This window comes from Actinokineospora fastidiosa, from assembly GCF_014648415.1.
In the GTDB taxonomy this organism is placed as follows: Bacteria; Actinomycetota; Actinomycetes; order Mycobacteriales; family Pseudonocardiaceae; genus Actinokineospora; species Actinokineospora fastidiosa.
Genome location: NZ_BMRB01000003.1, coordinates 442,579 through 465,777 on the forward strand (window position 1 = coordinate 442,579; position 23,199 = coordinate 465,777).

The following is a 23,199-nucleotide window of genomic DNA, read 5'->3' on the forward strand; positions in this document are numbered from 1 at the left end:
AGCGACTCCGGCCGCCGGCTCAGCTACAGCGACGGCAATCCCCGACCCACCGAGGCCAGTCCCGGCCTCCGACCCACCGACAGCGGTTCCAGCCCGACGCACACTGTCGCCAGCCTTCACCCCGGGCACGCCGACAGCGGCCCGAGCCCCCGGCCCACCGGCAGGCACTCCGGCCGCCAGCTCACCTACAGCGACCCCCGCCCCCAACCCACCGACACCGGCCACCGCAGCACTGGGACCGGACCCAAGCCGCATCGCACGAACAGCGGTCCCAGCCCCCGACGAACCGGCGGCTTCAGGGCGGTGGGCTGTGGGGCCGGTCCCCTGGGGCGTTGCCCACGGGACCGGCCGATCGGCCTGCGGAAAGGGACGCATGGCGGGTCAGGTCCGCAGTTCCAGCGTGCAGCACTTGACGCTGCCGCCTGCCTTGAGTAGTTCGGACAGGTCGGCGGGGATGGGGTCGTAGTCGTGGTCGCGGAGTTGAGCGATCAGGGTCGTCGCGGCCTGGGGCAGGATCACGTGGCGGCCGTCGGAGACGGCGTTGAGGCCGAAGGCGGCGGCGTCCTCCGCGGAGGCCAGGATGGCGTCCGGGTACAGGTCCTCCAGCACCCGGCGGCTCTCGTCGGAGAACGCGGGTGGGTAGTACATGATCATCTCCTCGTCCAGCACGGCCAGCGCGGTGTCGAGGTGGTAGAAGCGCGGGTCGACCAGGGTCAGGCTGACCACCGGCACGCCGAAGTAGTCCGCCGCCTCCGCGTGGGCGCGCGGGCTGGTGCGAAACCCCGTTCCCGCGAGCAGCCGGGACCCGGCGACGAGGTAGTCGCCCTCGCCCTCGTTCACCCACTGCGCCTGGCGCACCGACTCGTAGCCGCGCGACCGGAACCACGACAGGTACGCCCCCGCCTCCGCCGAGCGCTGGGTGTGGCGGAACCGGGCGACCAGCACGCGCCCGTCGAGCACGGTGGCGCCGTTGGCCGCGAACACCATGTCGGGCAGGCCGGGCCGGGGGTCGAGCTGCTCGACGCGGTGCCCGAGTTCGCCGAACAGGTCGCGCAGCCACTCCCACTGGGTGACGGCCAGCTGGGCGAAGGTCGGCTTGCCGGGGTCCATCCACGGGTTGATGGAGTACTCGACGTCGAAGTGGGTCGGTCTGACCATCAGGTAGTGCCGGGGGGTCGCTGTGCGCGCCACGCGTGCCTCCGTTCAGAAGTCCGATCAGGACAGCTTGACTTCGATCCGGTCCGCCAGGTCGGTGGCGGCGCGCATGGCGTCGTCGAACGACGTCCCGGTGGCCCCGATGCCGCCCAGGATGCTGTTGCCGTGCGGGGGCCTGCGGATCACGTCGCCGGGGCGGGCGGAGACCTTGAGGTAGAACAGCTCCTCGGCGTCGGTCACCTCCGCGGGCACACCGATCGACTCGACCGTGCCGCTGTCGCAGATCAGGCACATGGCGAACGTGTGCACGGCGGTCGGGGTGAAGTGCCGGACGTCCGGGCGCACGCCGCGGGCGACGTCCATCACCGCGCGGATCGGGTCGTACCCGGCCGAGATGCGCGCCATGTGGTCCAACCCGCCCCCGCCGGGCCGCACGGCGATCTCCAGCAGATGCGGTTCGCCCCCGTGGAAGCGGACCTCGGCGTGCAGCGCGCTGTTGGTCAGGCCCTGCGCCCGCACGCCCGCCGCGACCAGCGCGTGCACCTCGGCGACCTGCTCGGGGCGCAGCGACGTGGGCGCGTGGTGGACGTCGTCGTCGAAGGTGTCGCCCTCGATGGTCACGCGGTCCACAATGGAGCCGAGGAACACCTCGCCCTCCCACACCAGGGCCTCGATCAGGTGCTCGTGGCCGTCGAGGAACGACTCCAGCAGCAGGCCGTGCGGACCGAGGTCGACGCCGCCCGCCTCCATGGCGTACCAGGACATCTCGTCGATGCCCGCACTCGCCTGGGCGTACCGCTCGCGCAGCTGGTCGGCGTCGTCGACGCGGAAGACGAAGTTGCTCGCCGCCCCGAGCGTCGGCTTGAGGATCACCGGGTAGCCGAACTCCTCGGCGGCCGACAGCGCCGACTCGACCGTCTCGACGAACGCGAAGCGCGGGTGCGCCGCCCCGCCGCGCTCGTGGGCCTGGCGCATGATGAGCTTGTTGCGGCTGGTCAGGGCCGCGTCGACGCCGATGCCGGGCAGGCCGAGCGCGGCGGCCACCGCGGCGACGGCGACCACGCCGGACTCGGAGAAGGTGAGCACGCCGTCGAAGTCCTCCTCGGCGTGCCACGCCTTGGCGTGGGCGATGAGGTCGGCGATGTGGGTGCTGTCCGCGCGGCGGTAGCGGTCGGCGGGCCACAGGTCGTCGGTGCCGACGCCGTTGAGCACGTACAGCTCCGCGCCGAAGTCGGCGATCTGCTGGTAGCGGCTCTGGTAGTAGTAGCCGTTCTGGCGGGCTTCCAGGGCGAGCAGCTTCATGAGACACCTCGGGTCAGTGAGGGGCGGACCACGCGGTCGAGCGACGCGATCCCGGTCGGCTCCGGGTCGGCGCCGGTCAGCCGCTGGGCGAGGGAGCGGGCGATGAGCGGGGCGAACTTGAACGACGTGCCGCCGCAGGCCGCGTGCGACAGGACCCGGTCGCCCAGCGCGGCGACCATCGCGCCCTTTGTGGACTCGCGGGACAGGTAGTAGCAGTCGCGCGCGTCGATGACGTGGTCGCGGCGCACGCCGGGCACGATGTCGGCGAACACCTCGATGAGGTGGTCGCGCCAATGCGGCGGTGTGGTGTTGTCGCCGACCTCGTCGACCACGCGGCAGGCGCTGTCCGCGCTGAGCTTGAGCGCGGCGCCCGCGATCGGCGGCACCAGCCACGCGCCCTCGGTCGGGCCGAGGGAGCGGATGGTCGGCACTCCCGCCCACGCCGCCGGGTCGGGAACATCGCAGTAGATCATGCTTTGCCTGCGCAGCACCAGTTCCCCGGCGATGGCCGGGTCGAGCAGGTCGCGCGACCACGGTCCGATCGCCACCAGCACGGCGTCCCCCGCCAGCTCGCCGCCGTCGGCGAAGCGCACGGTGGCGCGGTCGGCGTCGACGGCGACGACCCGCCGGTGCGGGCGCAGCTCGGCGCGCGGGTGCCAGCGCAGCCATCCCGCGCAGGCCGCGAGCACGCGGTCGGCGAGCAGGATTCCCGCGTGGGACTCGTGAAGCGCCGTCGCGCCGTCGGGGAAGGCGACGGTCGGATACGCGGCCAGTTCGTCCGGACCGACGACCCGCGCACCCGGTATCCGGTCTGTCGCGTTCATCGTGAGCGAGCCGATCCGCTCGTAGATACGCGTGGACAGCAGGCTTTCCAGCTCGATCCACCGGTAATGGGCGCGCACCGCCGCGACCCTGGCGTCCGGGTCGTCGGTGTGCTGCGCCCGGATGACCCGGTTGCGATCGAAGGAAGTCGCCCCGGTGAACGGGATGTCACCCTGGTCGAGCAGGATGACGTCGTGTCCGGCGGAGACGCAGTCCATGGCGGTCAGCAGCGCGATGACGCCTCCGCCGACCATCACGATCCGCATCGCACGCCTCCCGGACGCGCGCCATCACCGTTGCGGCACAACACGATCGGCCTCCCTGTCACCGGCGGTGAGGCGGGGCCCCACTCGCACGAGGACAGTCAAGCCGCCCGCCGGATTGACCGGAAGGACCGGCGTCAGCGAACAATCAACGCTAATCCAGGCCGCGTCGCGCGCGTCGCTCGACGAGCAACGGGGTGCGCTGTCCGGCGTCGCGTTCGGCGTCGGAGGCGAACACGCCGACCAGCGGGGAGACGCGATAGCGGCTGGCGACCCCGGACCGGGTCAGCAGTCCCGCGTCGACCAGCGATTCCAGCAGGTCGTCCGCGTCGCGCACGGACACCGTCATCGCCGAGGCCAGGCCGATCGCGGTCGTCCACCCGGCCCCGTCGCGGCCGATCAGGTAGAGCGCCTGGCGGGCGGCGGGCGAGAGCTGCCGGAAGGCCGATGCCAACCGGTCGCGCACGCTGACGTCGCCGACCTCCAGGGTGTCCATCAGCCGCTCGTGGTCGGCCAGCAGCTCGGCGGTGTGCGCGATCGACCACTCCGGACGCGCGGCGATCATCCGGCCGACGATGTTGACCGCGAGCGGCAGGCCGTCGCACAGCTCGGCGAGCGCCTCGGTGGCCTCGTACTCCGCCTGCACCCGCTCGGCCCCGGCGAGCCTGCCGATGAGCGCCATGGACTCGGCGCGGGCGAAGGTGGCCAGCTCGACGCGGCGGGCGCCGTCGAGGCCGAGCAGCCGGGCCCGGCTGGTCACCACGACCTGGCTGCGCGCCGACCGGCCCAGCAGCGGGCGGACCTGGCGCTCGTCGCGCGCGTTGTCGAGCAGCACGAACAGCTTGCGTTGGGCGAGCAGCGACCGGTAGAGGCCGAGCCGCTGGGTGGAGTCGTCGGGCACCTGCTGCGCCGGGACGCCGAGCACCCGCAGGAAGTCGCGCACGATCGAGTCCGGGCCGTCGGAGACGCCGAGGTCGGCGTAGAGCTGGCCGTCGGGGAAGGCGGCGGCGAGGTCGTCGGCCATGCGCAGGGCGAACGCGGTCTTGCCGACGCCGACCGGCCCGGTGACCACCAGCGGCGTGCGGCCCGCGCCGAGCAGCTTGCCCGCCGCGGTCAGCGCCTGCCCCCGGCCCAGGAAGACAGCGGGGCCCATGGGCAGCTGCGCCGGGCGGGCGGGCCCGGCTGGCTCGCCGTCGTCGCGGATGTCCATCGGCGCGCCGACGTCCTCGGCGACCTGCCGCCACCGCCGCTCCCACTCGGCGCGGTCACCGCCGCAGGCCGCGGCGAACGCCAGCGTGACGGCCAGCGTGGGCAGCTTGTGCCCGCTCGCCGCGCTGGACAGCACCGACGGCGCGAACAGCGCGGTGCGCGCCAGCTCGCGGTAGCTCGGGTTGCCCGCCTGATGGCGCAGCGCGCGCAGGTCTTGCGCGAAAGCGACGATCGGACCGCTGGTCCCGTCCAGCGGTCTCTCGGGTCTGCCCATGCGTTGTCTCCCCTGATGGCACAGCTCGCTCCATATCCCCCAACGGCCAACCACGCCCAACCCTAGGAACGTGATTAGTTCGCCGAAAGTGACCAAACGCAATAAGACGAATGGTCCGAACGGTAGGCACCGTCACTCGGTCGGCCTAAAAAAGTGCCTATCAACGTCCGGTCCCGTAACAGACCGCGCCCACTACTGTTTCGCCTGTGCTACCTGACCCGCCCACCCTGGCCGCGCTGCGCCGGACTTCGGCGATTTTCAACGACTACAGCGGCGTCGACAAGTCCTGGCTGCGGCTGGCCGGGACCGCGCTCGACCTCGCCGACGCCGAGCACCGCGCCCTGCTGCTGCGGTTCCTGAACTCCTGGGGCTGCCGCATCCGCTACCCGGGCGACGGCGACCCCTTCGACGCCGACCTCGCGGCCTGGTGGGAGTCGTGGGGGGCCGCGCTGCCCGCCGGCGCGCTGGCGGAGCTGTCCGACGTCGAGATCGACGCGCTGGGGCGGGCGTACGCGGAGCTGGCCGCGGTCGCGGTGTCGTCCCGCAGGACGCTGGGCGCCACGGCGGCGTCGAAGGCCCTGTACGCGCTGCGGCCGCGCGCGGTGATGCCGTGGGACGCCGCGATCGCGACCCGCGTGCACGGCACGCGCGACGGCGCCGCGTTCGCCGCCCACCTGCGGCTCGGGCGCACGTGGGCCAACGCCGTGCTGGCGGAGTCGGCCCAGGAGGAGCAGGCTCTGTGCGCGATGCTCGCCCGTCCCGTCTCGCTGGCCAAGATTCTGGACGAGTACCTCTACGTCACCATCACGGCCGCGAACTGAGGAGGCCCCGTGGTCACCGCCGACGACGTCCGGGCGATCGCCCTGTCCCTGCCCCGCGCCTACGAGGCCCTGGTCCGCGACCGCGTCAAGTTCCGCGTCGGCCGGATCGTGTTCCTCTCCCTGTCCCCGGACGAGACGGTCCTGGGCTTCGGCTACCCGAAGGAGGAGCGCGCCGCGCTGATCGAGGCCGAGCCGGACAAGTTCTTCCTGCCCATCCCGTCGGACATGCGCTACAACTGGATGCGCGTGCGCCTGGCCGCGATCGACCACGCGGAGCTGGAGGAGCTCGTCATCGATTCGTGGCGGATGACGGTCCCGAAGAAGGTCTGGACCGAATACCTGGCCTCCCGCGAGTCCTAAAGGATGATCACGGCAAGCGGGGCGCGGTCCGCTTCCGGAGCCCGTCGGCCGTCCGGGGTCCAGCGGACCCGAGGGGAAGGGTAGGGACAACCCCCGCCCCGAATCGGGAGTGTTCCGGATGTGACCGCGCGCCGGTTTCGGCGACCGTTGTCGTGTGAGCATTCATGGGGAGATCGCGGCGCCGGAGAGCGTGCGCGCACGGGGCTTGGCACTGGGATTCGTCGGCCTGGCGCTGTCGGCGGTGTTCATGGTGGGGGTGCACGTCGTCGGGAGTGGACAGATCAATCCCGTCGACTCGACGCTGTCCACGCTCGTCTTCGTCGACGGGTACGGCTGGATGTTCGGGGTGAGCGTGCTGGCGATGGCCATGGCCGCCGTGGGCCTGCTGCTCACCGTCCCGAGGACCGACCGGCTGCTGCGGGCCGCCCTCGGCCTGGCGGCCCTGTCCTGCCTTCTGGTCGCGGTGTTCCCGACGAACAGGAGCGGCCCGCTGACGGTCTCCGCGGAGATCCACCGCTATGCCGCCGGGGTGGCGTTCTTCTGCGTCCCCATCGCCGCCGTGCTGGTCGCGGCCCGCCTGCGCCGCTCGACGACCCGCCGCTGGCTCCTCCACAGCGCGACGGCCACCGCGGTCCTGCTGCTGGTGTTCCTGGTCAGCCACTTCGGTCTGGTCCCCACGGAGATCCAGGAAATGCGCGGCCTGTTCCAGCGCATGATGTTCGTCCTCCAGCTGGCGATCCTCGCCCAACTCCTCCGGGCCCGGCAGCCCGCGCCCGTGCTTCGGCCCGCGCTCGTGCTCGCCGCATGACGGGAATGTCCGTTCACGGTATGCATATATGGCAATTTCACCCCACAGTCGGCCCCTACTGAGTGAACAAGCCGTACGCGACCATCCAGCGGGTTGTCCCCCTTTACCCTGCTGGAGGCAGCAACCATGTCCCGTTATCCCCTCGTGCCCATCGCGGTCGGGGTGGCGCTGACCGGCGCGCTTCTCGTGGCGCCGCTGGCCACCGCCGCGCAGACGGCGCCCAACATCCCGGTCGCCAACGTCCAGGCCCACCTCGACCAGTTCCAGACGATCGCGACCAACAACGGCGGCAACCGGGCGCACGGCAGGCCCGGGTACCAGGCCTCGGTCAACTACGTCAAAGGCAAGCTCGACGCCGCGGGCTGGACGACATCGGTCAAGTCGTTCACCTACAACGGCGCCACCGGCTACAACCTCATCGCCGACTGGCCGGGCGGGAACCCGGACGCGATCATCATGGCCGGGGCGCACCTCGACTCGGTGACCGCCGGGCCCGGCATCAACGACAACGGCACCGGGTCCGCGGGCCTGCTGGAGGTCGCGCTGGCGATCTCCGCAGCCGACCTCGCCCCGGAGAAGCACATCCGGTTCGGCTGGTGGGGCGCGGAGGAGCTCGGCCTGATCGGCTCGACGAACTACGTCAACAGCCTGCCCTCCACCGAGAAGGCGAAGATCGACGCCTACCTCAACTTCGACATGATCGGCTCGCCGAACCCCGGCTACTTCGTCTACAGCGCCTCGGGCCAGCCCGCGGGCTCGCTGGAGCTGCAGCAGGTGCTTGAGGGCTACTTCCGCTCGATCAACGTGCCGACCGAGCTGACCAGCGTCGGCGGCCGCTCCGACCACGCCGCCTTCGCCCGCGCGGGCATCCCCGTCGGCGGCACCTTCACCGGCGCCGAGGGCACCAAGACCAGCGCCCAGGCCCAGAAGTGGGGCGGCACGGCCGGCCAGGCCTACGACGCCTGCTACCACCGCTCCTGCGACCGGACCGGCAACGTCAACACCGCGGCGCTGGACCGCAACACCGACGCGATCGCGCACGCCGTCTGGACGCTGGCGGGCGAGGGCGGCGGCGGCCCCGACCCCGACCCGCGCTTCGAGAACGGCACCGACGTGGCCATCCCCGACCTGACCACGGTCGAGAGCCCGATCACGGTGTCCGGCGTCAGCGGCAACGCCCCGTCCGACCTGGCGGTCCAGGTGAGCATCCTGCACACCTACCGCGGCGACGTCGTGGTCGACCTGGTGGCCCCGGACGGCACGGCGTACCGGCTGAAGAACTCCTCCAGCTCGGACTCCGCGGACAACGTCATCGCCACCTACACCGTCGACGCGTCGAGCGAGACGGCCAACGGCACCTGGAAGCTGCGCGTCGGCGACGTGGCGCGCTACGACACGGGCCGGATCGACAGCTGGGCGCTCCAGTTCTGATCCGCACCCCGTGACGCGGGCCGCCCCGGACGGGGGGCGGCCCGCGTTCCCGGTTTCAGCTCACGCCCTAGTTCACGCAGGGCGGGCCCTGCCGGGCCCCGTTGAGGGCCAGCAGCGGGTCCGCGGCCAGCGACTGCCCGCCGGACTCGTAGTCCGCGCCCAGGAACACCTTGACCTGGCCGGGCCCGAGGTTCGCGTCCGGCTCCACGGTGTAGTCCCCGCCCAGGGCCGATGCCACCCCGCGCGCGCCCGCCTCCTCGCCGGTGGCGTGGCGGATGACCGTGTTCGAGCGCGCGGCCGAGTTGCCCGGCTCCCCGGTCTGGTAGCCGGCGCCCTGCAGCTTCTCGGTCACCTCGCCCGCCAGGCCCCGGCGGCCGGTCGCGTTCAGCACCGTGACCGTCGGCTTGGTCTCGCGGGTCTCCTCGCCCGGGGCGGACGGGCCGCCGCGCAGCAGGCTGTCCACGAACTCCTGGACCTGCAGCGGGTCGATCTCCACCGCCGAGCCGTCGTACGGGGTCGGCAGGTCGATGCGGCCGTGCGGGATGGTCAGGAACTCCAGGTTCCCGCCGGTGAAGTTCACCATCTGCTGGGCGAACTGGATGATGTTCCAGCCCTCGTCCAGCACGACCGACTTCTTGATGGCCTCCTGCAGCGCGGTCAGCTTCTCCGAGCCGGGCAGGATCATGTCCTGGGAGAACACCTTGCGCGCCATCGCCGTCATGAACGTCTGCTGGCGCACGATGCGGTCGAGGTCGCCGTTGGGCAGGCCGTGCCGCTGCCGCACGAACGCCAGCGCCTGCACGCCCTTGAGCGTCTGCACGCCCGCCGGGAAGTTCGCCCCGGAGTACCGGTCCCTGACCGGCTCCTTCAGGCAGACCTCGATGCCGCCGACGGCGTTGGTGATGTCGTAGAAGCCGAGCAGGTTGACCTCGGCGTAGTGGTCGATCGTCGCCCCGGTCAGCTCCTGGACGGTGGCGATCAGGCTCTTGGCGCCCTCGCGCCGCCCGACCCGCTCCAGCTCGCGCTCGTCGGTGACGCCCTCGGCCTGCTGGTCCTTCCTGGACTGGATCTTCGCCCTGGCATAGGCGGAGTTCACCTTGTGCTTGCCGTACCCCGGGATGTCCACATAGGAATCGCGGGGGATGGAGACGCCGTAGGCCTGCTTCCCGTCGTTGGGGATGCGGATCATGATGATCGTGTCGGTGTTCTGCTCGCCGTCGGCGACGCCCGCGCTGAGCATGCGCAGCTGCTCCTCCGACAGCGGGTTGCCCTGCGCGTCGGTGCGGCTGTCCATGCCGACCATGAGGATGTCGATGGCGCCGTCGGCGGGCCGCTCGGTGGGGCCCATGGCGATGACGTCCGTGGTGGCCAGCCCGTCGGAGAAGTCGTCGGCGACCTGCCAGTAGTAGCCGGTGGCGGCCAGCACGACGGCCGACAGCGCGCCCGCGGCCGCCTTGCCCGCCATCAGCCCGGGCCTGCGCGGGGGCGCGGCGACCGGACGGGGCGCCGGCCGCTTGGGCGCGATGCGCTCGGTGCGCAGGTCGGCCAGCCGCGGCCGACGCGAGGGCGGCGCGCCGCCCTCGGCGGCGGGCACGGCCCGACGGCGCTCGGCCGCGGCCCGGCGCCGCTCCGCCGACCCGTCCGGGGCACGGCGGTCCACAGCGGCCCCGCGCTCCGCGGCCAGCTCACTACGACGATCGACCCCGCCAGCGTCACGCCGACGGTCCACACCGGCCCCACGGCGCCGGTCGACGGCGCCGCGCTCGGCGGCCGTCCCGCGCTCGTCCGCGGGCCTGCGGGCCCGGCCCGACGCGGTCCCCCGCTCAGCCCCGGCGGCGCGCCCGGCCCTGCGCCGGTCGGCCGCGTCGCCCCCGCGGTCGGGAGGGAGGTCGCGGCGGCGCTCCGGCGGCAAATCCCGGCGGTGCGCCTCGCGGTGGCGGTCCGGCGGCGGGACCGAGCGGCGCGCGCCGTCGCGACTGCCAGACCTCGGCCGCTGGTGCTCCACTCAATCCCTCCCTGACCCGTGCAGATAGAGACGTCCTCGGACGCCCTCGGGTTGCCCGCTAGCCTGACACACCACGGGTTCTCCCCGGTCAGCCGCCTGCCCGCTGCGACGAGCGCCACACGCGACGGCCGCGACGCCCGCCAGCGCGACCGTCGCGCCGTGCAGGACGAGGCCCGCGACGCTCGGTTTGGCCAGCAGCGCGGGCCCGCAGGCCAGCGCCGCCAGCAGCCACGGCCCGGGCAGCGCGCTGGTTCCCACCCGGACCGCGTGCAGCAGGTACCAGCCGAGCAGCAGGTGGATGATCCCCGCCATGGGGTCCAGCGGGAGTCCCAGCACCGCCGTCCCCGGTCCCGCGGCGAATCCGAGTACCCCCAGCGCGGCGTAGGCAACCCCGAGCACGGCGGCGACGCCGTCCCAGCGGGACAGCCCGTCGGCGAAGCCGTCCTCCGGCGCGGTCCGCCACTCGAACAGCAGGAACCCGACCAGGCCCGGCACCGCGACCAGGCCGAGCGCGAGCAGCGTCGACGGCCTGGCCAGCCACTCCGCGGGGAAGGCAGGCCGCGCGCTCAGCGCGGTCACCAGGCCCGTCACCAGCAGCGCGAGGCACAGATAGGCCAGGTACACGGTCATCGGCGCGGTCCGCACGATCCCCACGACCTGGGCGACGGCGGGCGCTGGCCGCGGCCTGCGCGGCAGCGCGACCACCGCGACCTGGGCGACGCCGAGCAGCAGCACCCCGGCCGCGGACGGCACGAAGCTCGCCGTGCCCGCGGGTTCGGCGATCAGCAGCGGGTCCACCCAGCCCAGCGCCGTCGACAGCACGAGCACGCCGACCGCGGCGGGCCCGGCCACCCCCAGCGCGGCGCGCGGCAGCGTGCCCGCCGCGTAGGCGTGCGCGAGCTGGGCGAACAGCAGCGCCAGCGCGATCCCCGCGCCGTAGTCGGCGAAGGTGCCCGGACCGGCGATCTCCAGGGCGAGCATGACGACCAGCCACAGCCCCGCCGCGCCGACGCCCATGGCCCGGTGCAGCAGGCTCAGCACGGGCGCGACGGCCACGACCAGCAGGGACAGCCCGAGCAGCCACAGCGGCTGGACCACGAGGCGGGTGAAGGCGGTGGCGACCTCGGGCGGGGCGGCGAACAGCTCCAACGACAGCGGCACCGCCAGCCAGGCGGTGACCAGGGCGAGCACGGGGCGGATCAGCCAGCAGAGGCGCCCGGCCAGGTAGGCGCCATAGCCGCGGCCCGCGCGCCAGGCCAGCAGGCTGGTGTGGCCGCAGGCGAAGAAGAACAGCGGGACGAGCTGGAGCACCCAGGTCAGCGGCCACAGCGCGGCGGCGGGCACGGCGGCGAGCGGGGCGAAGGCCAGCGCGGTCTCGGCCAGCACGACCGCCCCGAGGGCCAGCACGCCGACGAGCGAGACGTACCCGGCCCGGTCGGGGTCGTCGACCGAGGGGGGCGGCCGGGGCAGCGGCCGGGGCGCCCTGCGGAAGGCGGGCAGCCGCGCGGCCAGCAGCACGACGACCATCACCAGCACGACGGCCCACACCCCGACGGGTTCGGCCGCGGGCGGACCCCAGTTCTGGTGCCAGGAGTTGACGACGAGGCCGACGGAGAACAGCGAGGCCACCATCCGGCAGAGCCCGGCGGAGTCGCGCGGGTTGATCCGGCACTGGGCGTGCATGTCGAGGGAGAGCCGCTCGTCCAGGGCGCGCCTGCGCTCGCCGTCGACCGGCAGGCCGGTCGCCGCGGCGTAGCGCAGCAGGTCGTAGCCCAGGTCGTGGGCCATGCAGCCGACCGAGTAGTCCCAGCGGGTGGCGGTGTCGCCCCACGGCGCCGAGCAGCCGCCCGCCAGGTTGACCGCGCGCATCGTGCCGTCCGGGGCGCGCATGAGGCCGTGGCGGACGCCGGTGACGGCGGCGAAGTCCGGCGGCAGCAGGCGGGCGGGATCGGTGTCCGGACGCGGGTCCAGCAACGCGTCGACGGCGACGGTGACCCGGTTCGGCGGCACCCGCTCCGGCGGGCGCGGCCCGCGCGAGGCGACGACCGCGTAACCGCCCGCGGCCAGCACGATCAACAGCAGCCAGCCGATGCGCAGGCGCAGGGACACGCGCCGCCCGGACGCCCCCATCTCCACCGTGGCTCCCCCCACGACCGGCAGGTTAGTGGATGGACCGGCAGGAGGAGGGCGAACGCGGGCGGCGCACCCCCAGGACGCCGCCCGCGTGACTAGGCTACGGGGCTCGGTTGGCAACGGACCTGTACCCGCTACAGCACGTGCATACGTTTAGCGGTGGGCCCGCTACCTGCGCGGATGGCAGAATTCGATGTCCTAGAATGATCTGACCGGCAACTTTTCCTGCAGGCCGGGCGGCAAGAAGGGGTGAGGCCATGGGCGGGCAGGCCGCCGGGTCGTTCGGCGAGGTCCTGCGCGCGCACCGGCTGCGGGCCCGGCTGACCCAGCAGGAGCTGGCCGAGCGCTCCGGCATCAGCGTCCGGGCCCTGCGCTACATCGAGCGCGGGTCCGTCGGACACCCCCGTCCGGACTCGGTGCGCAGGCTGGCCGCCGCGGTCGGGGTGGCCCCGGAGGAGCTGACCCGGCGCGGAGGCGACGCCGCACAGCCGCACACCGCCCGGCTGGCGCTGGGGGTGCTCGGCGCGTTCAGCGTGACACAGGGCGGCCGTCCGGTCGAGGTGGGCGCGCACAAACAGCGGTCCCTGCTCGCCCTTCTGGCAGTGCGGGCCAACCAGCCGGTCCGCCGCGACGAGATCATCGATGTGCTGTGGGGCGACCGTCCGCCGGACACCTGCCTCGGCCTGGTGCACACCTACATCTCCCGGCTGCGGCGGGCGCTGGGCGGGGTGAGCAGGCGCAACCGCAACGCCATCGCGTCGGTGCCCGGCGGGTACAAGCTGAGCGCGCGCGTGGAGCAGGTCGACGCGCTGGTGTTCGAGGACCTGCTGACCCGCGCCGAGGCCCGCGCGCACACCGATCCCGGCGCCGCGCTCGACCTCTACGACCGCGCGCTCGCCTGCTGGCGCGGGCCCGCGCTGGTCGACATGGGCAGCAGGCTGCGCGGCCATCCCACCGCGGTCGGGCTGACCGTGCGCAGGCGCCAGGCCGCCCTCGCCCACGCCGACCTGGCGATGGCGCTGGGGCGGCCCGCCCTCGCCGTCGAGCGGCTGCAGCCGCTGGCCCACGAGGAGCCGCTGCACGAGGGCCTGCACGCCCGGCTGATCCTGGCCCTGGCTGGCACCGGGGAGCAGGCCGCCGCGCTGCGCGTGTTCGCCGACATCCGCGCCCGCCTCGGCGACGAGCTCGGCGTGGAGCCCGGCGCGGAGATCCGGGCGGCGCACCTGCGGGTGCTGCGCGCCCCCGACGCCGAGCCCGGCCCGCAGCGCACGCCCGCGCAGCTCCCGCCGGACCCGCCGGGGTTCGTCGGCCGGGCCGCCGCGCTGTCCCGGCTCGACGCGCTGCTGCCCTCCCCGGACCGGCAGGCCAGCGCCGTGGTGGCCGTGGTCTCCGGGGCGGCGGGCGTGGGCAAGACGGCGCTGGCCGTGCACTGGGCGCACCGGGTGCGCGACCGGTTCCCCGACGGCCAGCTCAGCGTCGACCTGCGCGGGTACGCCGCGCGCAGGCCGCCGTCGACCCACGAGGTGCTGGTCCGGTTCCTGCACGCGCTCGGCGTGCCGCCGGAGCGGGTGCCGGTCGACGTCGACGAGGCCATCGGGCTGTACCGGACGATGCTGGCGGGCAGGCGGGTGCTGGTGCTGCTGGACAACGCCGCCTCGGCCGAGCAGGTGCGCCCGCTGCTGCCCGGCGCCGCGGGCTGCTTCGTCGTGGTGACCAGCCGCGACCGGCTCACCGGGCTGACCGCCCGCGACGGCGCGCAGTCGGTGCACCTGGACGTGCTGGCCCCGGCGGAGTCGGTGGACCTGCTCGGCGGGCTGCTGGGCTCGGTCCGGGCGCGCCGGGAGGCGCGGGCCGCGGCCGAACTGGCCGACACCTGCGGCCACCTGCCGCTGGCGCTGCGGATCGCGGGCGCGAACCTGGCAGTGCGGCCCGGGGACAGCGTCGCCGACCACACCCGGGAGCTGCGCGCGCGTGGGCGGCTGAGCGGGCTGGCGGTGGCGGGCGACGAGTCCGCGGCGGTGCGCGCGGCCTTCGACCTGTCCTACGACAAGCTGCTGCCCTCGGCCCGGCGGCTGTTCCGGCTGCTGGGCCTGGTGCCCGGCGCCGACGTCGACCTGGCAGCCACGACCGCGCTGGCGGGCATGGCCCCGGCCGCGACGACCCGGCTGCTGACGGTGCTGGTGCAGGGCAACCTGATCCGCGAGTCCGGCCCCGGCCGCTACGCCTTCCACGACCTGCTGCGCGAGTACGCCCGCAACCGCGCCGAGCACGAGGACACCGCCGCCGACCGGGTCAACGCCCTGGGCAGGCTGTTCGACCACTACATCGACTCGATCCGCGCGCACAGCGCGGTGCTGTGGCAGATCGGCGCGCCCGCGGCGGCCCCGCCCGGCGCGGAGGCGGCCGCGGTGGCGTGGCTGGACGAGGAGCGCGCGAACCTGGTCGCCTCGACCATCGCCGCGCCGGAGGTGGGCCTGCCCGCGCACTCGTGGCGCTTCGCCGAGGCGCTGCGCGGCTATTTCGTCAACCGGGGCGGCGGATCGGACGCGGTCATGGCGGCGACGGCGGCGCTGGGCGCTGCCCGCTCGGCGGGCGACGTCGACGCCGAGGCGTCGGTGCACGACCTGCTGGGGCTGGTGCACTGCAACCTGTCGGACTACAGCGCGGCCGTCGAGCACCACCGCTGGGCGCTGGAGCTGAGCCGCGGCACGGGCAACCGCGTGGTCGAGGCGACGGCGCTGCACAACCTGGGGCGGGCGTACTCGCAGCTGGGCCAGCCCGCGCAGGCCGAGGCGTTCTACGAGGAAGCCCTGGTGATCAACCGGGCGATCGGCAACCGCAGGGGTGAGGCCGCCGCGCTGCACTACACGGGCGCGGTCGCGCTGTCGCTGGGCAAGCCGGAGGTGGCGATCGAGCGCCACACCGAGGCGTTGGAGCTGTCGACGCGCATCGATCACCGGCAGGTGCAGGGGGCGGCGGCGCAGGGGCTCGGGCTGGCGTACTGGGCGCTGGGCGACCTGCGGCGGGCCGCGGAGTGCTACGAGCGGGCGCTGGCGGTGTGCCGCCGGTACGGCTACCGGCACGGCGAGGTCGCGATGCTGATCTGCCTCGCCGAGACGGGCCTGGACGCCGGGGAGTTCACCGAGAGCGCCGCCGGGGTGCGCGGGGCGCTGGAGCTGGCCAGGCAGTTGGGCGAGCGCAGGCACGAGGTGTCCGCTTTGGACGTGCTGGCGACCATTCAGCAGCGGACGGGCGAGTGGTCGGCCGCTGCCGAGCACTACCAGGCCGCGCTGGAGCTGGCCAGGGAGATCCGCTTCGGCTACGGCGAGGCGTCCGTGCTGACCGGCCTGTGCGCGCTGGCCCGCCGCACCGGCGACCTGGAGTCGGCGATCCGGCACGGGATGGCGGCGCTGGCGCTGATGCGCGACACCGGGATGCGGCTGCTGGAGGGCCGCGCCCTGACCGAGCTGGCGCACGCCTTCCTGGACGCGGGCGAGACGAGCACGGCGGCCGACTTCGCCGAGCAGAGCCTGACCGTGTCCGAGCGCGCGGGCCAGCGCCTTGCCCGCGGCCGGGCCCGCCACGTGCGCGCCCTGGTGCGGCAGGTGTCCGGCGACATCCCCGGCGCGGTGGACGACTGGCGGGCCGCGCTGAAGATCTTCGCCGAGCTGTCGGTGCCGGAGGAGGCGCACGTGCGGGCCCTCCTGGCGGCCTTCGCCCGGGACGTGTGAGGCGGACCCCGGCGGTGTGACCGAGGAGCGGGACGCGCTCATCGCCGAGTTGGTGGCCCCCGCGCGCGGCGAGGGCGCGCCGGGGCATCAGCTCCTCCGGCGCGTTCTGGTGCGGGAGCTCACCGTCTCCGGGCTTCCCGTGCTGGCGGCGGACCTCGCCGCGCTGCCCGCGCTTATTCGGCTCGACTTGTCCGCGGCGGTTGTGGAGGATGTCGAGGCGCTGGCCGACCTCGACGTGCGGGTGCTGGTCCTCAACGCGGGGCGGGGGGACCGGCTGCGCGTCGCGGACCGCCTGCCCGGCTCGTGGCGGCGCAGCGCGCGGGCGACGGCCTGCTGGCCGACGCCCTCGACTGGTCCACCTGGCTTGGGGGAGAACGATGAACGTCGATCAGGGCAACACCGCGCAGCTGGAAGCCTGGAACGGCCCGAGGGGTGCGTTCTGGGCCGACAACCTCGCCCGGTTCGAGCGGTGCGTCGCGCGCTACCTCGACCACCTGATGGCCGCGGCCGCGATCACGCCGACCGAGCACGTGCTCGACATCGGCTGCGGCGGCGGGCAGACGACCAGGGAGGCCGCCCGTCGCGGCGCGAGCGCGCTCGGCGTCGACCTGTCCGAGCCGATGCTGGCCATGGCCCGCCGCGCTGGCGGCGACAACGTCGAGTTCGTCCGCGCCGACGCCCAGATCCACCCGTTCCCCGAGCGGCGCTTCGACGTCGCGATCAGCAGGCACGGGACGATGTTCTTCGGTGACCCGGTCGCGGCGTTCGCCAACATCGCGTCCGCGCTCACGGACGGCGGCAGGCTCGCGCTGATCACCTGGCAGCCGTTGGAGCGCAACGAGTTCCTCACCGCCTTCCGGGCCGCGCTGGCGGGCGGGCGCGACCTGCCCGCGCCGCCGGACGACGCGCCCAGCCCCTTCGCGCTCAGCAGGCCCGAGCGCGTCCGCCACATCCTGGGCGCGGCCGGGTTCGTCGATGTGGAGATGACGGCCCTCAGCGAACCGATGGACTTCGGCGACGCCGACGCGTACGACTTCATCGCCGACCACTACGGCGACATCGCCGACGGCCTCGACGACGACGCCAAGGCCCGCGCGTTCGCCGCCCTGCGGGAGAGCGTCGAGGCCCACCGCACCGAGAACGGCGTCCGGTACGGCTCCGCCGCCTGGCTGATCACCGCACGTCGCCGAGCTTCCTGACCAGCTCGACGGTCTCCACCCGGCACAACTCCGCCAACCGTTCGAGCGCGGCGGGGTCGAGCTGCACGATCGGCGGCTCCGGCCCGACGTGGCAGGCCAGCCTGCCCGCGGCCCACCGCCGCAGCGGCGACAACTCGGGCCGGTCATCCCGGACAACCCGCCGCAGGTCGACCCGGACCCGGCCCATGGTCGTGCCCGCGAACACCCGGTCGTGCACCCGCGACATGAGCTCGTGCGGCATCTCCTCCAGCGCCAGACACAACTCCACGAACCGCACGATGGTGCACTGGCGGGTGCCGAGCTCGTAGGTGGCCAGCGTCTGCAGGGAGATGCCGGTCTGCAGCCTGCTGGTCAACTCCTTCCGCGTCCACCCCCGCTGTTTGCGCGCCTTGCGCAACTCGTCCCCAAGGACCCGCTGGTAGACGGCCGCCTCGATGCGCACGCCTGCTCCTTCCGCCGGACATGAACGAAAGGGACGAAGACGCCCGCCATTACGCGAACCCGCCGAAATTAGTCCAAACGAGTGATCACCATTCCCACACAACCCACCCCCGGTGCGGAATCGGCCCAACGGCTGGGGCCGGCTCAGCCAGGGGGACGAGCAAGGTCGCACGCACAGGCGCACCAACCCCACCGCCCTCCGCCCCCGCCGACCCGTCACTTTCGGGGGTAGCCGCGGAACCGGCGGATCCATCGGCAACCGAAACAGCTGCCGACCCACCAACACCCCAGACGCCCACCAAACCGGCCGAGCCATCGGCGACCGACCCGGCCGACCCGCCACTACCCCAGGCACCCCCAGAACCCGCCGAACCACCGGCAACCGAACCCGCCGACCCGCCACCACCCCAGGGACTCACCGAACCGGGCGAACCACCGGCAACCCCACCAACCCCCGACCCGCGGGCAACCCGGCCACCCACCGAACCTGCCGAATCGTCAGCAATCAGGCCACCCGCAGGCCCGACCGAGCCATCCGCCGGAGCAGCGCACGCCGGTGCACACATCGAGTCCGCCGAGCCGTCGCCCCCGATACTGCCAACCGGCTCGCCCGAACCGGCCACAGCGCTGCCGACCCCGGCACCCGCCGGAACACCACCCACCCCCACACTCACCCGGGCGTGCACCGGATCAGCCGAGCCGTTGGCGACGGCGACGCGGAGGCGGCCGTTGACCAAGGCTGCGTGCGGGATCAGGTGCGGACCGCCGGTCACCAACGGGATGTCCGGGGCCAACGCGGCGATCGCGGCGTGCAGGCGGGCCTGGCGTTCGTCGGAGCGCGGCAGGTCCTCGGGGGACGTCGCGGCCAGGACGATCGCCCGGCCGCCATGGCCGGTGGTCGTCACCACCATCCCATCGCCCCAGTACGACCCGTCCGGTGTGCGGATTGTGGTCAACGCCCGACCGCCAGCGCCAACGGTCAGGCGGGCCAGCGCGGGCTGTTGGTTCACCGACTCGCCATCCTCGACCGCGTACAGCGCCGACTCCCGGTCCGCGATCTCGTGCACCACGACCCCGAGATCCGCGCCCCGCTCGGTCAGGATCGACGCGGCCACACCGTCGAGGAGGAGGCCGCCCGCGAGGAGGCGGGGCAGGTCGGCGTCGGGGATCGCCCGGGCGAGTTGGCCGAAGACGGCGGTGAGCGGCGCGTAACCCGCCCGGATCGGGACGCCGTAGCCCAGCAGATACCTGGCCGCGCGGGTCGGGTCGACGGTGAGGGAGTCCAGGTCGCCCGTGCCGTGGACGTGCAGCGCCGTGTCGTCGTACCACGGGATCCCGACGCCCAGCGAATCCACAGTGGACGACGCGAAGTCCAGCGCTGGCCGCGAAGCGCTCAGCATCGCGCCGACGGCGGGGAAGCGGTCAGGCGAGCCCGCGGTGAACGGGACGACGTCCAGCAGCAGCCCGTCCGCCCCGGACAGCGCGCACGCCACCATCTCCGACCACGTCTGCGTGTCCGACTTCGCCCACGACGTGAACGGGTAGTTCTCCACCTCCGGCGCGACCTCCACCCCCGCGGGCCGCAGCGGACGCTGCAACTCCAACATCGCCACCGACCACGCCAACTCACTGCCGACCGCGTCGGTGTACGGCGCATAGTGCGGACGGTGGACCGCCCCCGGCCCCAGCGCCGCGAGCAGCCGCCGCCACTCCCGCCCCTCCACCGACGCCACCCCGAGCGTCGAGCTCATCAGCCCGAGAGCGGCCCGCCCCGCGACCGCCGCACGGACCGCCTCGACGGCCTCCAGCTGGGCCTCGAACCACGTGCGCGCCAGCAGCGCCCGCCACGGGTGCGGCGGGCCGGTGATCGCGGCCACCAGCTCCGCCCGCGTCACCGGCTCCCCGGCCAGGTCGGCGAACCGCGCCAGCATCTCCGGCTCGAAGCCGCCGCCCCAGGTCAGCGGCGCGTGGTTGTGGTAGCGGAAGTCGTCCTCCAGCCAGAGGACGCGCAGGCCGAGCCCGGCGAACCGGCCGTAGTGCGTGGCCAGCCACGCCCGCCAACGCGGGCACGCGAACGACGCCTGCGCCGTCGCCACCTCGCCGTACGGGGAGACCATCGGCGCGAACCCGAGCCGCGACACCCGCCCGCGGTCGGCGTGCCCGACGGTCACCCAGGGGTTGAGGCTGACCTCGAGTCCGGCGGCGCGCAGCACCGGGGCCGCGGTGGCGACGGTGTCGAATCAGACGTCCTCGTCGGCCTGCGCGGTCCAGACCTCCTCGCCGCCGGTGATCAGCACGACCTCGCCGATCCCGTGGTCACCGCAGAACTCCGCCACCCGCGCCGCCGTGCCTGCGACGTCCGGACCGGGCAGCACCTGGAACCGCAGGGCGTAGTACACCGCCACCTCCTTGTTCAAAGGTGCACAATAATCACCATTTTCGCTCAGCAACAGTCATTAGCCGCGCGAAGCCTCAACCTGATCACGGGCGGCGCGGGGACTTGGCGTGCTGGAGGAACCGGCTTAGCGTTGCACCATGGAGTTGGAGCTGCGCCACTTCAAAATCATCTGCGCCGTGGCCGAGGCAGGCAGCATCACCAAGGCCGCGTCGACGCTGGGGCTCGCCCAACCCGCGCTGACCGCCCAGCTCCACCGGATCGAGCGCGCGCTCGGCGGCCCGCTGTTCGAACGCGACCGTCGCGGCGCGCGGCCCACCCCGCTGGGCGAGCTGGTGCTGGCCAGGGCCAAGCTGCTGCTGCCCGCGGTGTCCGGCCTGCGCGAGGAGGCCGCCCGCTTCGCCAACAACGCCGCGCTGCCCGGCGACACCCCGGCCCGGCTGCGGCTGGGCTCGGCCACCGGCCCGGTGCTCGGCGGGCTGGTGCACCAGCTCAACGCCGTGCACCCGGAGCTGGAGGTGACCACGCACGTGTCATGGTCGTCGGAGGAGCTGGCGGGCATGCTCGCCGACGGCCGCGTCGACTACGCCCTGGTCGGCGTGTGCGGCGACGCCCCGCCGCCCGCCCAGCCGGGGCTGATCTGGCGGACCCTGGCCACCGACCCGGTGTTCGTGCTGCTGTCCACCGACCACCCGGAGGCGGGCAAGGCCGAGGTCGAGCTGTCCGCGCTCGCGGGCGAGCAGTGGGGCGCCACGCCCGGCGACGGCTGCTTCGCCGAATGCTTCGCCGCGGCCTGCGCGCGGGCGGGCTTCACGCCGAGGACCCTGTACGAGACCGACGTGGTGACCTGCATCGACATGGTCGAGGCCGGGGACGCCGTCGTGCTGTGCCAGCCGATGTTCCGGGAGATGCCCGGCGTCGTGCCCGTGCCGATCGCGGGCAATCCGCTGCGCTGGCGCAACCTGGTCGGCTGGCACCCCGACAGCGCCACCGCGTCCTTCGCCGACCAGCTGGTCAAACTCGCGGGCGCGGCATACCAGGACGTGATCGCGCGCAGGCCGAGGTACTCCCGGTTCCTGGAGCGCTACCCCATGTACGGGGTCGAGGGAGACCGCGCGGCGCTATGACCAAGTGCTATTACCACTGACCGATTTCTCCCGATTACCGTCTCCTGCACCTGCCTACCCGGGTGGCAGCCATCCGTTTGCACTCGCCCTGCGTTCAGAGGAGAAACGGCATGGCCAGGAAAGTCACAGCCGTGCTCGGCGCCGCCATCATGGCGGCGGGCACGTTCGTGGCCTTAGCGCCCACCGTATCCGCAGCCCCTGTCGACACCATGCACACCGCGCTCCAGCGCGACCTCGGCCTCACCTCGGCCGAGGCCACCGTCCGGCTCGCCGACGAGGCCACCGCCTCGCGGGCCGACCGCACGATCCGCAAGCGTCTCGGCCACCGCTTCGGCGGCAGCTGGTACGACGCCGCCACCGGCTCCCTCGTCGTCGGCGCCACCGACCCGGCATCGGCGCGGACGGCACGCGCCGCAGGCGCCGAGGTCCGGATGGTCACCCGCAGCGAGGCCACGCTGGACAGGCTGAAGGCCAGGCTCGACGCCAACCGCGCCGCCGTCCCGGCGTCGGTGATCGGCTGGCACGTCGACGTCACCACCAACTCCATCGTCGTCTCCGTCCGCCCGAACGCGCTGGCCGACGCCCACCGGTTCGCCAAGGCCAGCGGCGTCCCGATGCAGGCCGTGCGCGTCCAGGCGTCCACGGAGGCCCCGCGCCCGCTGATCGACGTGGTCGGCGGCAACGCGTACTACATCGGCAGCGGGACCCGCTGCTCGATCGGCTTCTCGGTCAACGGCGGCTTCATCACCGCGGGCCACTGTGGACGGCGGGGAGCGACGACCAGCCAGCCCAGCGGCACGTTCTCCGGGTCCAGCTTCCCGGGCGACGACATGGCCTACGTGGCGGTGTCCTCGGGCAACACGATGATCGCCGCGGTCAACAACTACAACGGCGGCCGCGTGGCCGTCGCGGGCTCCCAGGACGCCCCGGTCGGCTCGTCGATCTGCCGCTCCGGCTCGACCACGGGGTGGCACTGCGGCACCATCCAGGCCCGCAACTCGACCGTCAACTACCCCGAGGGATCGGTGTACGGGCTGATCCGCACGACGGTGTGCGCCGAGCCCGGCGACTCCGGCGGCTCGGCGATCTCGGGCAACCAGGCCCAGGGCGTCACCTCCGGCGGCTCCGGCAACTGCCGCACCGGCGGGACGACGTACTTCCAGCCGGTGAACGAGATCCTGCAGACCTACGGCCGCACCCTCCTCACCTCCGGCGGCGGCGGGAACCCGCCCGACCCGGCGGACTGCGACGGCGCGAGCGCCACCTACACCGGCTCCCTGTCCAGCGGCGGCCAGCAGGCCCAGCCCAACGGCAGCTACTACTACTCGTCGGCCTCCGGCGGCCACCTCGGCTGCCTGACCGGCCCCTCCGGCACCGACTTCGACCTGTACCTGCAGAAGTGGAACGGCTCGACCTGGCAGACGGTCGCGAGCGGCACCACTCCGGCGGCATCGGAACGGGTCACGTACACCGGAACAGCGGGCTACTACCGCTGGATCGTCCACGCGTACAGCGGCTCCGGCAGCTACTCCCTGGCCGCAGGCCGCCCGTGAGGTGAGACGAGGGCGCCCGCACCCCACGCGGGCGCCCTCGCTCGCTCGATCACACCGCCAGCGACTGTCCGCACCGTGAGGAGCGGGTGGGAGCCGCTGGGTTCAGCGCCCCGCACACCGACCAGCGAACGCACTCCTGGCACCAAACCCAGTCCTGCCCGGACCGACAG

17 protein-coding genes are annotated in these 23,199 nt (G+C 73.5%); 8 read left to right on the forward strand and 9 right to left on the reverse strand.

Annotated elements, in window-relative coordinates:
- Nucleotides 1-381: 381 nt before the first annotated feature.
- The 4 genes from ddaH to IEY98_RS20995 form a co-directional block, all read right to left on the reverse strand.
- A complete protein-coding gene (gene ddaH / locus IEY98_RS20980; RefSeq protein WP_189212265.1) occupies nt 382-1,191 on the reverse strand; it encodes a dimethylargininase in 810 nt (269 codons plus the stop codon).
- Nucleotides 1,192-1,215: 24 nt separating this feature from the next.
- Nucleotides 1,216-2,457 carry an ATP-grasp domain-containing protein gene (locus tag IEY98_RS20985; RefSeq protein WP_189212266.1) on the reverse strand — a complete coding sequence of 414 codons (1,242 nt, stop codon included), beginning with the start codon at nt 2,455-2,457 and terminating at the stop codon, nt 1,216-1,218.
- Nucleotides 2,454-3,545, reverse strand: coding sequence for an NAD(P)/FAD-dependent oxidoreductase (locus IEY98_RS20990; protein WP_189212267.1), 1,092 nt, complete (start codon nt 3,543-3,545; stop codon nt 2,454-2,456). Before IEY98_RS20990 ends, IEY98_RS20985 begins: the two co-directional genes overlap by 4 nt.
- Before the next feature lie 151 nt (nt 3,546-3,696).
- Nucleotides 3,697-5,025 carry an AAA family ATPase gene (locus IEY98_RS20995; protein ID WP_189212268.1) on the reverse strand — a complete coding sequence of 443 codons (1,329 nt, stop codon included), beginning with the start codon at nt 5,023-5,025 and terminating at the stop codon, nt 3,697-3,699.
- A gap of 206 nt (nt 5,026-5,231) precedes the next feature.
- Here IEY98_RS20995 and IEY98_RS21000 point away from each other — a divergent pair, with 206 nt between their 5' ends.
- The 4 genes from IEY98_RS21000 (at nt 5,232) to IEY98_RS21015 (ending at nt 8,445) form a co-directional block, all read left to right on the forward strand.
- Complete coding sequence (locus IEY98_RS21000; protein WP_189212269.1) at nt 5,232-5,846, forward strand: hypothetical protein; 615 nt, start codon at nt 5,232-5,234, stop codon at nt 5,844-5,846.
- A gap of 9 nt (nt 5,847-5,855) precedes the next feature.
- A complete protein-coding gene (locus tag IEY98_RS21005; protein ID WP_189212270.1) occupies nt 5,856-6,206 on the forward strand; it encodes an MmcQ/YjbR family DNA-binding protein in 351 nt (116 codons plus the stop codon).
- Nucleotides 6,207-6,360: 154 nt separating this feature from the next.
- Nucleotides 6,361-7,014 carry a DUF998 domain-containing protein gene (locus tag IEY98_RS21010; RefSeq protein ID WP_189212271.1) on the forward strand — a complete coding sequence of 218 codons (654 nt, stop codon included), beginning with the start codon at nt 6,361-6,363 and terminating at the stop codon, nt 7,012-7,014.
- Nucleotides 7,015-7,140: 126 nt separating this feature from the next.
- Nucleotides 7,141-8,445 (forward strand): M28 family peptidase, encoded by a 1,305-nt coding sequence (locus tag IEY98_RS21015; RefSeq protein ID WP_189212272.1) that lies wholly within the window; start codon nt 7,141-7,143, stop codon nt 8,443-8,445.
- Nucleotides 8,446-8,512: 67 nt separating this feature from the next.
- Here IEY98_RS21015 and IEY98_RS21020 read toward each other — a convergent pair whose 3' ends face one another.
- Nucleotides 8,513-10,450 carry an LCP family protein gene (locus IEY98_RS21020; protein ID WP_189212273.1) on the reverse strand — a complete coding sequence of 646 codons (1,938 nt, stop codon included), beginning with the start codon at nt 10,448-10,450 and terminating at the stop codon, nt 8,513-8,515.
- Complete coding sequence (locus IEY98_RS21025; protein ID WP_189212274.1) at nt 10,451-12,601, reverse strand: phospholipase A2 family protein; 2,151 nt, start codon at nt 12,599-12,601, stop codon at nt 10,451-10,453.
- Between the two features lie 239 nt (nt 12,602-12,840).
- Between IEY98_RS21025 and IEY98_RS21030 the strand changes: the two genes are divergently transcribed.
- Both IEY98_RS21030 and IEY98_RS21035 read left to right on the forward strand, forming a co-directional pair.
- Nucleotides 12,841-16,314: a tetratricopeptide repeat protein gene (locus IEY98_RS21030; protein WP_189212275.1), complete on the forward strand. Its 3,474-nt coding sequence runs from the start codon at nt 12,841-12,843 to the stop codon at nt 16,312-16,314.
- Nucleotides 16,315-16,691: 377 nt separating this feature from the next.
- Nucleotides 16,692-17,513, forward strand: coding sequence for a class I SAM-dependent methyltransferase (locus IEY98_RS21035; protein ID WP_189212276.1), 822 nt, complete (start codon nt 16,692-16,694; stop codon nt 17,511-17,513).
- Here IEY98_RS21035 and IEY98_RS21040 read toward each other — a convergent pair.
- The 3 genes from IEY98_RS21040 to IEY98_RS21050 form a co-directional block, all read right to left on the reverse strand.
- Nucleotides 17,488-17,955 (reverse strand): helix-turn-helix domain-containing protein, encoded by a 468-nt coding sequence (locus IEY98_RS21040; RefSeq protein ID WP_189212277.1) that lies wholly within the window; start codon nt 17,953-17,955, stop codon nt 17,488-17,490. The two genes, IEY98_RS21035 and IEY98_RS21040, sit on opposite strands and share 26 nt — an antisense overlap.
- 85 nt (nt 17,956-18,040) lie before the next feature.
- The gene (locus IEY98_RS21045; RefSeq protein ID WP_189212278.1) at nt 18,041-20,167 is read right to left on the reverse strand and encodes a hypothetical protein; all 2,127 of its coding nucleotides are present in this window, start codon (nt 20,165-20,167) and stop codon (nt 18,041-18,043) included.
- Between the two features lie 27 nt (nt 20,168-20,194).
- Nucleotides 20,195-20,371 carry a hypothetical protein gene (locus IEY98_RS21050; RefSeq protein ID WP_189212279.1) on the reverse strand — a complete coding sequence of 59 codons (177 nt, stop codon included), beginning with the start codon at nt 20,369-20,371 and terminating at the stop codon, nt 20,195-20,197.
- A 118-nt stretch (nt 20,372-20,489) separates the two neighbouring features.
- On the opposite strand from IEY98_RS21050, the gene IEY98_RS21055 reads away from it, so the two are divergent.
- Together IEY98_RS21055 and IEY98_RS21060 are read left to right on the forward strand one after the other, a co-directional pair.
- On the forward strand, nt 20,490-21,476 hold the full coding sequence (locus IEY98_RS21055) for a LysR family transcriptional regulator (protein WP_189212280.1): 987 nt from the start codon (nt 20,490-20,492) through the stop codon (nt 21,474-21,476).
- A gap of 110 nt (nt 21,477-21,586) precedes the next feature.
- Complete coding sequence (locus tag IEY98_RS21060; RefSeq protein ID WP_189212281.1) at nt 21,587-23,029, forward strand: S1 family peptidase; 1,443 nt, start codon at nt 21,587-21,589, stop codon at nt 23,027-23,029.
- Nucleotides 23,030-23,199 lie beyond the last annotated feature (170 nt).

What these genes read in the sequence shown, in the direction of transcription:
- IEY98_RS20985 (WP_189212266.1), bottom strand. Translation starts at nt 2,457, where the DNA reads ATGAAGCTGCTCGCCCTGGAAGCCCGCCAGAACGGCTACTACTACCAG.
- IEY98_RS21015 (WP_189212272.1), top strand. Translation starts at nt 7,141, where the DNA reads ATGTCCCGTTATCCCCTCGTGCCCATCGCGGTCGGGGTGGCGCTGACC.
- IEY98_RS21060 (WP_189212281.1), top strand. Translation starts at nt 21,587, where the DNA reads ATGGCCAGGAAAGTCACAGCCGTGCTCGGCGCCGCCATCATGGCGGCG.
- IEY98_RS20990 (WP_189212267.1), bottom strand. Translation starts at nt 3,545, where the DNA reads ATGCGGATCGTGATGGTCGGCGGAGGCGTCATCGCGCTGCTGACCGCC.
- IEY98_RS21030 (WP_189212275.1), top strand. Translation starts at nt 12,841, where the DNA reads ATGGGCGGGCAGGCCGCCGGGTCGTTCGGCGAGGTCCTGCGCGCGCAC.
- IEY98_RS21035 (WP_189212276.1), top strand. Translation starts at nt 16,692, where the DNA reads ATGAACGTCGATCAGGGCAACACCGCGCAGCTGGAAGCCTGGAACGGC.
- IEY98_RS20995 (WP_189212268.1), bottom strand. Translation starts at nt 5,025, where the DNA reads ATGGGCAGACCCGAGAGACCGCTGGACGGGACCAGCGGTCCGATCGTC.
- IEY98_RS21055 (WP_189212280.1), top strand. Translation starts at nt 20,490, where the DNA reads ATGGAGTTGGAGCTGCGCCACTTCAAAATCATCTGCGCCGTGGCCGAG.